12 protein-coding genes are annotated in these 12840 nt (G+C 66.2%); 5 read left to right on the top strand and 7 right to left on the bottom strand.

The window, feature by feature from the left end; translation table 11 throughout:
* Window positions 1-225 precede the first annotated feature (225 nt).
* Genes CYJ10_RS13755 through CYJ10_RS13740 form a run of 4 tightly spaced genes read left to right on the top strand, consistent with a single transcriptional unit; the run spans window position 226 to window position 3236 of the window.
* The gene (locus tag CYJ10_RS13755; protein WP_101682043.1) at window positions 226-753 is read left to right on the top strand and encodes a 2,4'-dihydroxyacetophenone dioxygenase family protein; all 528 of its coding nucleotides are present in this window, start codon (window positions 226-228) and stop codon (window positions 751-753) included.
* A complete protein-coding gene (locus CYJ10_RS13750; protein WP_101682042.1) occupies window positions 750-1478 on the top strand; it encodes an SDR family NAD(P)-dependent oxidoreductase in 729 nt (242 codons plus the stop codon). Before CYJ10_RS13755 ends, CYJ10_RS13750 begins: the two co-directional genes overlap by 4 nt.
* A 58-nt stretch (window positions 1479-1536) precedes the next feature.
* Window positions 1537-2520: a Bug family tripartite tricarboxylate transporter substrate binding protein gene (locus CYJ10_RS13745; RefSeq protein WP_101682041.1), complete on the top strand. Its 984-nt coding sequence runs from the start codon at window positions 1537-1539 to the stop codon at window positions 2518-2520.
* A complete protein-coding gene (locus tag CYJ10_RS13740) occupies window positions 2517-3236 on the top strand; it encodes an SDR family NAD(P)-dependent oxidoreductase (RefSeq protein WP_101682040.1) in 720 nt (239 codons plus the stop codon). Before CYJ10_RS13745 ends, CYJ10_RS13740 begins: the two co-directional genes overlap by 4 nt.
* Window positions 3237-3324: 88 nt before the next feature.
* Here the strand turns inward: CYJ10_RS13740 and CYJ10_RS13735 are convergent, their stop codons facing one another.
* Window positions 3325-4143, bottom strand: coding sequence for an IclR family transcriptional regulator (locus CYJ10_RS13735; protein WP_101682039.1), 819 nt, complete (start codon window positions 4141-4143; stop codon window positions 3325-3327).
* A gap of 222 nt (window positions 4144-4365) precedes the next feature.
* Between CYJ10_RS13735 and CYJ10_RS13730 the strand changes: the two genes are divergently transcribed.
* Window positions 4366-5268 (top strand): hypothetical protein, encoded by a 903-nt coding sequence (locus tag CYJ10_RS13730; protein ID WP_101682038.1) that lies wholly within the window; start codon window positions 4366-4368, stop codon window positions 5266-5268.
* A gap of 168 nt (window positions 5269-5436) precedes the next feature.
* Here the strand turns inward: CYJ10_RS13730 and CYJ10_RS13725 are convergent, their stop codons facing one another.
* The 6 genes from CYJ10_RS13725 to CYJ10_RS13700 all read right to left on the bottom strand — a co-directional run bounded on the left by CYJ10_RS13725 (window position 5437) and on the right by CYJ10_RS13700 (window position 12788).
* Window positions 5437-7347, bottom strand: a complete 1911-nt coding sequence (locus CYJ10_RS13725) for a PD40 domain-containing protein (RefSeq protein ID WP_101682037.1) — start codon at window positions 7345-7347, stop codon at window positions 5437-5439.
* Between the two features lie 21 nt (window positions 7348-7368).
* Window positions 7369-8499 carry a porin gene (locus CYJ10_RS13720; protein WP_180862930.1) on the bottom strand — a complete coding sequence of 377 codons (1131 nt, stop codon included), beginning with the start codon at window positions 8497-8499 and terminating at the stop codon, window positions 7369-7371.
* A 125-nt stretch (window positions 8500-8624) separates the two neighbouring features.
* Window positions 8625-9545: a phosphate ABC transporter substrate-binding protein gene (locus CYJ10_RS13715; RefSeq protein ID WP_101682148.1), complete on the bottom strand. Its 921-nt coding sequence runs from the start codon at window positions 9543-9545 to the stop codon at window positions 8625-8627.
* Window positions 9546-9556: 11 nt separating this feature from the next.
* On the bottom strand, window positions 9557-10414 hold the full coding sequence (locus CYJ10_RS13710; RefSeq protein ID WP_101682035.1) for an HpcH/HpaI aldolase family protein: 858 nt from the start codon (window positions 10412-10414) through the stop codon (window positions 9557-9559).
* Between the two features lie 37 nt (window positions 10415-10451).
* Window positions 10452-11432, bottom strand: a complete 981-nt coding sequence (locus CYJ10_RS13705) for a DODA-type extradiol aromatic ring-opening family dioxygenase (protein WP_101682034.1) — start codon at window positions 11430-11432, stop codon at window positions 10452-10454.
* 48 nt (window positions 11433-11480) lie between these two features.
* Complete coding sequence (locus tag CYJ10_RS13700; protein WP_101682033.1) at window positions 11481-12788, bottom strand: MFS transporter; 1308 nt, start codon at window positions 12786-12788, stop codon at window positions 11481-11483.
* Window positions 12789-12840 lie beyond the last annotated feature (52 nt).

Raw genomic sequence — 12840 nt, 5'->3', positions numbered from 1 at the left:
TTGTAACCATAGTACATGTAGCGATTGCAATACTTTGTACCCATCGACCGGGCTGCGACGTGCCCTGCCGTGCCCAATACGCAACAGCAATCATTCGCTTTTGCAGCGCAACACAGGGGGCGCGATAGGGAAACTCCCACTTTCAGGCGACTTTGCGCGGCAACTACGATGGCCTCATACGTCCATATCGTAGTCATGATGTCCATATATTGGACACAAAAGCCCATGCCCCTCGACAAGACCGACGCCGAACCGCTCACCCCCTACCAGTACCCCAACCCGCCCGACGCGCTGCCGGAAATCGTCGTGCCGCACGCGATTCCCACCGATGAGCGCCTGTGGGTGCCACAAGCGCCCAACGTGTGGTTCCGCCCGCTCTGCCTGAACCGCAGCCAGGGCTACTGGATGAACCTGCTGCGCGTGCGCAAGTCGGGCGTGCTGAGCCGCCACCGCCATCCACAGGCCGTGCATGGCTTTGTGCTCAAGGGCCGCTGGCGTTATCTGGAACACGACTGGGAGGCCACCGAAGGCAGCTACGTATTCGAGCCGCCGGGCGAAACCCATACGCTCTACGTGCCGCCCGATGTCGAGGAGATGATCACGTACTTCCAGGTCAACGGCGTGATGTACTACACCGACCCGCATGGCAACGGCATGGGCTACGAGGACGTCTTCACCAAGATCGACATGTGCCGCAAGCATTTCGAGGAGGTAGGGCTCGGTGCGGACTTCGTGAACCAGTTCATCCGATGAGCCACGCCCGTTACGACTTCCACGGCACCGTGGCCGTGGTCACCGGCGGCGCGGCCGGCATTGGTGCGGCGATTGCCGCGCGGCTGCAGGCCGATGGCGCCACCGTGGTGGTGTGGGACCTCGTGCCCGGCGATGCCGAAGTGTCGGACTTTCATCGCGTCGACGTGACCGACCCGGCGACGCTGCGCGCGGCCACCTCCGCCACGCTTGGCCGGTTCGGCCACATCGACTGCCTGGTCAATAACGCCGGCTTTGCCGGCCCGACGATGCCGCTCGATGCCTACGACCCGGCCATCTGGCAACGCATCATCGACGTCAACCTCACCGGCGTATTCCATGCCTGCCAGGCCGTGGTACCGGCCATGCGCGCGGCGGGCGCCGGTCGCATCGTCAACATCGCGTCACTGGCGGGCAAGGAAGGCACGCCCAACGCGTCGGCCTACAGCGCCGCCAAGGCCGGCGTACTGAGCCTGACCAAATCACTGGGCAAGGAACTGGCGACGGCCGGCGTCCTGGTCAATGCCGTGGCCCCGGCCGCCGTCCGCACGCGGCTGCTGGCGCAAATGTCGCCGGCCCACGTGCAGACCATGATCGACAAGAGTCCGATGCAACGCCTGGGCGAGCCCGCGGAGGTTGCGGAGATGGTGGCATGGCTATGTTCCGCGTCATGCACGTTCAACACCGGCGCCGTATTCGATCTCTCCGGAGGCCGCGCCACCTACTGACTTTCCCCGCCGTACCAGCGCCACACCCACACCAATAACGAGATTTGGAGACAAGCCCATGAACTTCGCCAAGACCGGTGCGTTCCGCCTTGGATGCGCCCTGACGCTGCTGACCTCGCTGGCGTGCGTGGCCACCGCGCCGGCGCAAGCCCAGTCCAGCTATCCGAGCCACAGCATCGAACTGGTGGTGCCCTTCCAGGCCGGCGGCGGCACCGATGCACTGGCGCGGGCGTTTGCCGAATCGTCGCGCAAGCACCTGCCGCAAAGCGTGGTGGTGACCAACAAGCCCGGTGCCAGCGGCGCCATCGGCTGGGCCGATGTGGCCAACGCCAAGCCCGACGGCTACAAGCTGTCGCTGATCACGGCTGACCTGGCCATCGTGCCGCACCTGGGCCTGACCAAGCTGACCTACGAGAACTTCACGCCGATCGCGCGCTTCAACGCCGACCCGTCGGCCATCACCGTACGCAGCGATTCGCCGTACACCACCATCGAGCAGTTCCTGGATGCGGCCCGCAAGAACCCGGGCGGCATGCGCGTGGGCAACGCCGGCAACGGGTCGATCTGGCACCTGGCGGCCGCCGCGCTGGAAGACAAGACAAGCACCAAGTTCAACCACATTCCGTTCCAGGGCGGCAATCCTGCCGTGCTGGCGCTGCTGGGCGGCCATATCGACGCCGTGGCGGTCAGTCCGGCCGAGGTCTCTGCCTATGTCACCGCCGGCAAGCTCAAGACGCTGGCCGTGATGGCCGACGCGCGGGTCAAGGGCTTTGAGTCGGTGCCCACGCTCAAGGAACGCCACATCGACCTGTCGATCGGCACCTGGCGCGGCATCGCGGCGCCGGCCAATACGCCGCCTGACGTCATCAAGGCGCTGCGCACGGCCGCAGCGGCCACGGCCAAGGAACCCGCGCTGCGCGAAACGCTCGACAAGCAGAACCTGGGCTACGCCTATGCCGACCAGGACGAGTTCAAGGCCGCCATTGCCAAGGACGACGCGTACTTCAAATCACTGATCGCCAAGTTCGGCATGCGCCAATGACCTTTGATTCACGACTCTTTGAAGGCCGGCACGCGCTGGTCACGGGCGCGACGCAGGGTATCGGCGCGGGTGTGGCCAACCGGCTGGCCGAACTGGGCGCGCGGGTCACCGCCAGCGGCATCGACCGTGGCGATGGCTCGCTGGCCCCGGGCATCGACGTGAAGATCGCCGACGTCAGCAAGGAAGGCGACGTGGCTGACCTGGTCGGCAACTTCGACGCGCTGGACATCGTCGTGAACTGCGCCGGCATCATCCGGCGCGGCGCGGAACACGAGCCGGACGTCTTCGCGCAGGTGCTGGCCGTGAACCTGACCGGCACCATGCGCATCTGCAGTGCCGCGCGCCCGCTGCTGGCGCAGCGGGGCGGCACCATCGTCAATACGGCGTCGATGCTGAGCTTTTTTGGCGGATCGCTGGTGCCGGGCTATGCCGCCAGCAAGGGTGGCGTGGCGCAACTGACCAAGTCGCTGGCGCTGGCTTATGCGCAGGAAGGCATCCGCGTGAATGCGGTGGCGCCGGGCTGGATCGCCACCCCGCTGACCCAGGCGCTGCAGGACGATCCGGCACGCGCCGAACCCATCCTCGCCCGCACGCCGCTGGGCCGCTGGGGCACGCCGGGCGATGTCGCCGACGTGGTGGCCTTCCTCTGCTCGCCTGCCGCGGCATTCCTCACGGGCGTGATCCTGCCGGTGGATGGGGGGTATCTGGTGGCTTGAGTTCAGGTGGGCGACCCTCGCAGCTTGAGCCCCCCGCCCTCTCCCCTGCCCCTCTCCCGCATGCGGGGGAGAGGAGCAACCCATCCCCTCACATGTTCCGCGAAGCCGCCAGGGCCGGCGCTTCGGCCACGCGACGCGAGATCTCGCGGCACGCTTCGATCAGCGGCGTCACATAGGCCGCCTCGGGGTCGGGCTTCTGGCGGAAGCGCAGCGTGCTGACGCTGACGGCCGCCACCGGCTGCCCCTGCGGATCAACCACGGGCGCGCCAAAGCAATAGATGCCCGCCTCGTTTTCCTCGGCATCGACCGACCATCCCTGCAGCCGGAACTGCTCCACCTGGGTCCGCAGCGAATCGGGCGTCATGATCGTGTCGGGCATGTAGCGCGTAAAGGTCAGCCGTGCGATCAGGGCGTCGCGGGCGGCGGGTGCCAGCGCGCTCAGGTAGGCCTTGCCAACCGCCGTCGAATGCATCGAGACCGACGTACCGATGCGCGACGCCATGCGTACCGCGCTGGTGCTCTCCAGCTTCTCGATATAGATCATCGTGGTGTCGTTCGGCACGGCCAGATGCACGGTCTCGCCGGTCAGGTCGCGCAGCGCCTTCAGCGCATCCATCGCGGCCAGGCGCAGGTCGGAGCGCGACCAGCTGCGGCTGGCCAGCTGCATGAGCCGCGTGCCCAGCGCCAGCGCACCCGTGGCCGGATGCTCCTGCAGCATGCCCTCCGCCACCAGGGCCGCCACGATGCGGTAGACCGTGGGACGCGGATAGCCCGACACGCGCGCCAGCCCGGCCACCGTCATCGGTTCTTCCGTGTCGGCTACAAGCTGCAGGACTTCCATGAACTTGGAAAAGGCGGCGGTGCCGGCCACCTTGGCAGAGGTCGCGGACGATGTCGATGCGGGCATGTTCGGCTGTAAAGGGAGATAGGCACTCGGTCACGCATTATCCCCCACGGTTTCCGGCTTGCGCGAAAAGTGCCAGCGAATCTGCGTTTTGTGTAGAGGCACGCGCGCACCCCTTCCCTACCATGCGGTGGCACACAGGCATCGCGCCACGTGTGCCGGCCGGTACAAGAGTCGATCACGACCCCGGCCGTCGATACCCATACCAGTCCAACGGACGGAGACATGACACTCACCATCAGAACGGCGCACAGCGCCGCGCTTGGCCTTGCCCTGGCCTGCTGCCTCACCACCCCCGGCCACGCCGAGGATATTCCCGCACCCGCCCCGAACGCGCCGCCCCCTGGTTACATCCAGCCGGTCAACTGGAACGATACCTACCTGGGCTACCGCTGGGCGCCGAACTCGTACTTTCCGGGCAGCGACCACAAGGTCGTGCAGAACATCGGCTTTCTGAACACGGTGGGCGGCTTCAAGTACGGCAGCTACTTCTTCAACGTCGAGTACCTGGTGTCGGACAAGTACAACCCCGAGGCCAATGGCACCGGCGGTGCGCAGGAGATCTACAGTGTCGGGCGCGTGGAATGGAGCGCCAGCAAGATCCTGGGCCGCCCGCTGGACTACGGCGTGATCCACGACGCCGGTCTGGTCACGGGCTTCGATTTCAGCGCCAAGAACGACGCGTTCGGCAACCGGGCGCGGATGTTCATCCTGGGGCCGTCGATCGACTTCGCCGTACCGCGCGGCTTCTGGAACGTGATGCTGGGCATGCGGACCGAATCCAACCACAACGGCATCTCGCACACCGACGTCACCTACGCCACGGCCTTCCACGCCGAGAGCACCTGGAACGTGCCGTTCCACGTGGCATCGGCGCCGCTGGTCTTCAAGGGCTTCGTCAGCCTGACCGGCCCCAAGGGCAAGGACGGCTTCCATACCGAGACCAAGACCGAACTGCTGATGCGCACGTCGCTGCTGCTCGACGTGGGCGCCCTGGCCGACCACCCGCGCGTGGTCTACGCCGGGCCCGGCTACGAGTATTGGCACAACATGTTCGGCACGCCATCGAGCGAGGCGCCGGGCACCAGGCGGTCACAGGTGATGCTGATCACGGAGGTGCATTTCTGAGGGCCATCCGACGCCCAAACGGCAACGCCCGCTCCGGCGGGCGTTTTTCATGGCAGCAGGTGCTGCGAAGCGCGAAATGACGCCACGTCCATCGCAACCGTCGTCTTGAGCGAAAAAAAACGCCGTGCAAGCACGGCGCCCAAAGCACTATCGCTACATCGACAGGATTCAATGGCTGGGGACGAACAGCGGCATGGCCTCTTCCCAGACCGTATCGGTCAGCGGCTTCTTGTCCGACCCATCGGCGTTCATCAGCCAGTTCTGGCCGTCCGGCTGGAACGTGAAGTCGTAGAGCCCCACTTCGTCGCGATAGCCGTAGACACCCGAGTTGTAGAGGATGCGGCCATCCCAGGTCCACACCGCGTGGCCGTCGTTGGCGCCGTGCGTGGTCAGGCGGGCCAGCTGGGTGCCATCGGGGCGGATCGTGAACACGTCGTAGTTGTACCGGTTCGGGTTCGACGGATCCACCAGCTTGCGCGTGAAGACGATCCGGCTGCCGTCCGGTGACCAGCCGGGCGTGTTGTCGGGCTCGGTGGTCAGCGTGGTGATGGCGCGCGTGTTGACGTCGATGATGCGCAGGCCCGCTTCGGTGGGGCTCCAGACGCGGTAGACCAGCTTCGAGCCGTCCGGCGAATAGCTCGGGAAGCCCGAGTTGATGGTGCCGTCGGTCAGGAATTCCGGCACACCGTTCGTACTGCCATCGGTCCTGATCCGCGCGATGCGCCCCGGGCCCGCGGCACGCGTCAGGAACCATTGGCCCACGCCGAACGCCACCCACTTGCGGTCGGGCGACCAGGTGGGCTGGAATGCCCCGGCCAGCCCCTTGGCGATCAGCGCCGGATCCACGCCGCTGGTGGCGGGGTCATAGATGCGCGCATAGCCCGTGAAATCGGGGTTGATGGTGGCGATGGAGCCATTGATCGCCTTCTCCGTGTAGACCAGCTTCTGGCGGTCGCGCGACAGCTGCGGGAACACATCGGTGTACCTGTATTCCCAGTTGCGGTCGAAGCTGTACAGCGTCGTGCCGTTGGTTCGCGCCGGCTGGAACGCCACCTTCTCGTAGACCATGCGCAGGCCATCGGCCGAATAGTGCGGCGACCGCAGGCCGCTGCCGGCGGTAGACCGGAACGCGCCGGCCGTGGTGTAGATGCCTTCAGTCGCCCCGCCCTTCACGTGGTACGCAATCGTGCCGGCCGCCAGGTACTGGGGGAACACCTTGTAGCCCGGCCCGGCGGTCAGCGTCGTCTTCTCCAGCGTCGACACGTTCACCGACACCACCTGCGAACTGACCGCGTTGATCAGCTCGGGACGGTGCGCGCCCCAGGTGGCTTCCTGCGTCGACTCGTAGAACACCAGGCTTGCACCGTCGGGCGACCAGGTGGGCGATCCGTCGGCATAACCGGGGTTGCTGGCAATCTTCCTGAAGCCCGAGCCATCGGGCCGGATCACGTAGATGGCGCTTTCCTGGGTACGTTCCCAGCCGTTGGGCAGGTCATGGCCGCGCCAGTCGGTACCCACGTCGGACGAAAAGGCCAGCCACTGGCCGTCCGGCGACCACGATGGCCGGAAGTAGCCATGGGGCTTGCTGGGGTCGAATGGCACCGATCCGGTGACGTTCTTCAGCGCGCCCGTGGCGATGTTCAGCGTCCAGATATTCGCCGTGGCCCAGCCGTCCGCGCCCTTGCGCGACGACACGAAGGCAATGACGTTGGCGTCGGTCGGCGAGAACACCGCCTGGTCGTCCACGGCGATATGGTCGGTCAGCCGCTGCAGGTGCGTGCCATCGATCTTGACGCGGAACAGGTTCGACTGACCCAGGCCATCGCGCTCCGACGTGAAGACCACCCACTGGCCATCCCTGGAAAACGAGGCGTGATAGTCGAAGCCCGTGGTGCCCAGCAGCTTGTGCTCGCCGGTGCCGTCGGCATTGGATACGTAAAGTTCGGAACTGACCGGGCCGATGCGGTTCAGCAGCAGCTCGCCCCTGGTGCCTGCGCCGGCCTGCGCAGGCGAGGCAGCCAGCACGGACAGCGCCGCCGCCACCGCGATGGCTGTCAGGATGTTATTGGTCTTCTTCATCGTGTTGTCTCCCGCGTTGCTTTAGAACACGTGCCGGATGCCGGCCATGACGGATTGCTCGGAGCCGCCCGGCAGCGGCGGCGTGCCCGGCGGATTTGAACTGACCGGGGCGGCCAGCGTGCCGCTGTTCTTGATCATCGACGCCGACAGGTACGCCAGCGTGCGCTTCGAGAACGCGTAGCTGCCGCGCAGCGTCACCAGCACCGCCTTGTTGGGCGAATCCTCGAACTTGTTCATCGCCACCATGCCGTCGATCGTGAACGCCTTGGCCACCGGCTGCGACGCGACGATCCAGTACAGGTTGCTCCGGGGCGTCGTGCTGCCTTCATTGGTGCGCTTGAGCCAGCCGGCGCCCAACTGCGTTTCGCCCAGCTGCAGGTAGCCGTTGACGGTCAGGCGGCTGTCGGTCAGATTCGAGTTGACCAGGCCGCCGTACGTGGCGGCCGTGCCGCCGTAGATGCGCTCCCACGCGCTGACGATGCCCCAGTTGCCGCCGTTGTACTTCAGGTAGGCGGAATACTCGCGGCACTGCTTGGCGTCGCCCGGCACCTCGCCCGCGCAATTGGTGGCGGCCGGGTTGTTGGCGGAGGCCGTGTCGCGCCCGAAGCTGTAGTTCAGGCCGCCGCTGATCGGCCCGTAGGCACCGCGGTAGGAAATCGAGTTGTCGGCACGCGCGTTGGGAATGCCGGCGTCCATCACACCCAGGCCCTGCGATGCCGCCGCGAAGATGTCGGCATCGAGCATGCCGTAGTAGCGCATCGTGTACTGGCGGCCGAAGCTGAGCGTGCCCCAGTCGTTCTGCAACCCCACCCAGGCCTGGCGGCCGAACATGCGCGACTGGCTCTGGCCGCCCGTATCGACCATGATGCCGCCCTCCAGCGTGAACAGTGCCTTGAGCCCGCCACCCAGGTCCTCGACCCCCTTGATGCCCCAGCGCGACGGCGCCCCGCCGTAGCCCATGCGCATCTGGCTGCCGGTGGTATTGGGCCCGGTCTGCGCACCGTGGATGTACTCGACGCCAACGTCCACCAGTCCATACAGCGTGATGGACGTCGGCTGCGGCACGTTCTGCGGCGACTGCCCAACCTGCGCCCATGCAGGCGTGGCCACCAGCGCCGCGCCGCATATGCATGCGGCGATCCCTTGCTTCATTCTCTGTCTCCTCTGTTTTGTTATGTGAATGATTGTTGCGCGCCGACTGGCCCGCCGGCGCGCCATCCGCTCCTGTTCCGGTGCGGTTTCCCCCTCCCCTTGCGCTTGTGTTCCCGCTGGCGTCGTCAGCCCAGGCTGCCGGTCACGTCGTCGAACAGTTCGTCGACCGACAGGCGGCGCGGAATGATCCGCTGGTCCAGCGCCCAGTCGATGGCCAGCTGGATGCCCTTGCGGTTGGCTTCGAGCCCGATCGGCGGGAAGACGGCAGGCACGCCGCCTTCGGCCTGCGCCCGGCTGTCGACGATCATCCGGTACAGCTCGCGCACGATGTCCGGCCGCTGCCTGGAGATGTCCTGATGCACCACGAACATATGGTTGATCGGCACCACGCCTTCGCGTGCAAACCAGTCTTTCGCCGCGTCCTGCGCGTTCGGCACCAGCGTGCGCACGCGGGCGTCCTTGGGCATGTCCTCGCCCAGCAGCGCAGCGGCCAGTTCACCGCTCAGCATCATGTCGGGGATCGACGAACCCTTCGGCAGGCGCTGGCAATTGGCCGGATCGGTGTACTCGGCCAGGTGGCCGTCGTTGAGCGTCATCCAGATGACGCGGTCCAGGTCCACCCCGTATTCGTGGCGCAGGATGCCCCGGATCCACAGCGCGGTGGTCTGGGTGTAGGTGCGCACGCCAACCTTCTTCCCTTCGATGTCCTTGGGGTCGAGATGGCCGAAATCGATGTTGACGCCGGCGCAGTGGTGCTGGAAGCGGCCCGAGATCGGCGCGGGCAGCAGCACGTACGGCTTGCCGTAGGCCCTGGCCTGCAGGAACGTCACGATAGCCAGCTCGCCCGCATCGAACGCGCTCTCGCGCACCATCGCCTTGAAGCCGTTGTGCGCGGGCGTGGGGCCGCAAAAATCGAGCTTGACCAGATCGGACGACACGCGGCCATCGCGCAGCGCCTGCGTGACCTTGTACTCGGCCAGGTTGGTGCGCAGCGTCGGCACGCCGTCCAGCGCGGCAGGCACGGCGGGATGAGGTGCCGAATTCATCGCGGCCTCCATCAGTAGCCCGCCATCTCGCGCGCCGCGCCGGCCACACCGTAGCTCTTGAGCGGGGCCGACATCAGCATCCGGTAGCCCTCTTCCAGCAGCCGCTTGTGGTTCTTGGCGTTGACGTGCGGATTGCCCACCACCACGTTGTGCTTGCGGCAGGTCTCCACGATCTGGCGCATGGCGTCAGCCACCTCGGGGTGGTCGTACTGGCGCGGAAAGCCCAGTTGCTGGCTCAGGTCGCCTTCGCCAATCAGAATGAAGCCGATACCTGGCACGTTGGCCAGGATGTCGTCCAGGTTCTCGATGGCCTCGGTGCTCTCGCACATCAGGCCGACCAGGATCTCGCCCTCGGGCGCCAGCGGCCAGACATCGGCACGGCGGTAGTACTCGGGCATCGACAGGCCCCAGTAGCGTGCGGCATTGGCCGGCCCATCGCCACGGATGCCCTTGGGCTCGTACAGCGGCGCATGGCTGGGCCGCGCGTAGCGGCAGGCGGCCACGGCGTTGTAGGCCTGCTCCACCGTCGACACGTGCGGCCAGATCACGCCATAGCAGCCCCGGTCGAGCACCTGCTTGGCGAACGACTGGTTCATCTCCGCGCCGTTGGCGGGGATGCGCGCGATCGGGGTGACGGCGGGCGCCATCGACCCGCGTTCGGCAATGGCCTTGCGGTTCAGCATGTACTGCAGCGCGTCGCCCAGCGCGGATACGTCGTACGGGTTGTGCTCCATCTCGAACACGACGCCGTCATAGGGCGCATCGCTCATCTCGATGGCGGTCTGCTTGTCGAGCTTGGAGAATGCCGCGTAGGCGGGCTTGCCCGACTCGAAGGCGCGGATGATGCCGTTCAGGCGGTTGTCGCTCATGGTGTCTTTTCCTTGACGAATGTGTGAACCAGGCCGGTCAGGCCTTCCAGTACATGAAGCCCATGCCCTCGCCGGTGCCGGCGGGCGTACGCCAGCACGGCACGTAGTCCACCAGCGTCATGGCCGCGCCGGTTTCCTGCAGCGCCTTCATCACGCTGACGTAGAGCTTGATTTCGGAGGTGCCCGACTGGTACGAGCGGTTGTCGACGGCGGCCAGGCCGTCGTAGTCGTAGTCGGCCAGCATCGTCATGATGCGGTGGTCGAATTCCTCGTCGTTGACGAAGTGCGACAGCCCGCCCGACGCGAAGATGCCCACCCGCACGTCTTCGGGCCACGCCGCGACGGCATCGCGCAGCACGCGGCCAAACTCGATGCAGCGCGACATCGAGGGCTGCGTCGGCGGGTAGAAGCAGTTCATGATCACCGGCACATGCGGCGGCGGGTTGTCGCCCATGATCTGGTGGTAGACGAAGCTGTACGCATGCGGCACCACCGGGTAGTCGGGCAGCGGCTTCATCCAGACGTTGTCAGGCCACGCGAACAGGTCGGTCAGGTCGAAGTTCTCGCGCTGGAAGTACTCGATCAGGTAGGTGGCCAGTTTCGGATGGCAGGGATGCACCACATGGTGATCGGGCGCGTAGACGGCGCGCTGCGGCGGCCCGTTGTGGACTTCCTTGCCGCTGTAGATCGCAATCGACGGCGAGAAGTCCGTGAAGATCTCCTTCTGGTCCTTGCCCAGGATGATCGCCACATCGATCTCGGCCTCGCGGTACGCGGCAGCCATCTTGTCCAGCGCCACGCGGCAGCGCGCGGCACGCGCGGTGCGCTCCTCGAGCGTCAGGTATTTCTCGAAGGCGGCCTCGCGGTGTGCCTCCAGTTCGAGGTACGTCCAGGTACGGTTGCGGAACCACAGCTCCGGGTTGGCGCGGTCGCGCTCGCCGTTCTTGAGCCAGTCCTCGGGAGCCTGACCGAGCATGCCGCTGTGCGGCACGGCCATCCCGAATACGATTTTCGCCATAACGATTCTTCAGAAGATTGATGGGTTCAGGGGTGTTCAGGGGCGTGTTCAGGCTTCAGCCGGACGCGTGTGCTCCGGTGCATCGGCCAGCCGCGGCGCCCATTCCGGTCGAAACAGCACGGCGGTGGCCAGCGCGCCGATCACCAGGAAGACCAGGATCACGAGCATCGGCAGGTCGAAGCTGCCGCTTACATGCAGCAGCCAGCCCGACAGGCTTGCCGCCACGCCGCCGGCCAGGCTGGTGGCCACCTGCTGCACGCCGGTAACCAGGCCGATGGCCGGCTTGGGAATCAGCGTCAGACGCGACAGCGCCAGGTTGTTGGCGGTGGTCAGGCCCAGCAGCGACAGCGACAGCACGTTCCAGAACAGCGCCATGTCGAGCGACTTCGCATGGGCGCCCAGCAGCACCGTGCATCCGCCGATAAAGCCGCCGATGATGAAGAGCTTGCGCACCCGCACCGCGTCGTGCCCCCGGGCGATGATGCGATCCGCCGCCCAGCCCGCCACGGCGGCCACGATGGCAATGCCCGCGAAGCTGACGAACGTGTAGAGGCCCGATTCCTTGAGCGACAGCCCACGCTGCTCCACCAGGTAGGCCGGCATCCAGCTCATGCAGTAGAACGTGAAGTAGCCGTAGCAGAAGTTCGTGATCAGGCCGCCCCACACCACCGGGCTGGCCAGGATGCTGCCCAGCGACACCGCGCTGGCCTTGCGATGAGCCACCGCCAGTTCGACCTTCGACGGAAAGTCGTTGCGAACCAGCAGCAGCCAGGGCGCCAGCCAGATCAGGCCCACCACGCCGGTGGCCACGAACATGAACTGCCACGAATAGTTGACGATCAGCCACGCGCCCACCGGCGCGCCGATGGCCGGGCCAAACTTGTTGCCCATGGCCAGGATGCCCACGGCCAGGCCGTTCTGGCTTTCGTCGAAGTGGTTGCGGATCCAGCGGTAGCTGGCGGGAATGACGATGGCCTCGGCCATGCCGATCACCAACCGCATCACCACCAGGCCCGCCAGCGCCGTGACCGCGCCCATCAGCGCCGTCGCCACGCACCAGGCGGCAAAGCAGATCGCGTACGGCCACTTCACGCCATAGCGGTCGGCCACCCAGCCCATCGGCACCTGGAACAGCCCGTACGACCAGAAGAAGGCCGAGTTGATCCAGCCGCGATCGACGTTCGACAGCGAGAACTCCCTGACAAACGCAACATCGGCCAGCGCCGAAGCAATACTGGTGCGATCGACGAACGAGATCAGCACGCCGGTAGCCAGCAGCGCCAGGATGGCCCAGCGGCCCAGCGCCTGCTGCGGTGGCGATGCGGCGGGCGACCGCGTTGGTTGGGATGTCTCCATTTGCGTCTTCTATTTGGAATGCACTGCGATGCTTCATTGCAGGCCGCCGTTA

The sequence above is a fragment of the Cupriavidus pauculus genome, from assembly GCF_002858765.1.
GTDB classification, from domain to species: domain Bacteria; phylum Pseudomonadota; class Gammaproteobacteria; order Burkholderiales; family Burkholderiaceae; genus Cupriavidus; species Cupriavidus pauculus_B.
Note: the sequence above shows the minus strand (reverse complement) of the source record. Positions and strands in the feature narration are given on the sequence as shown.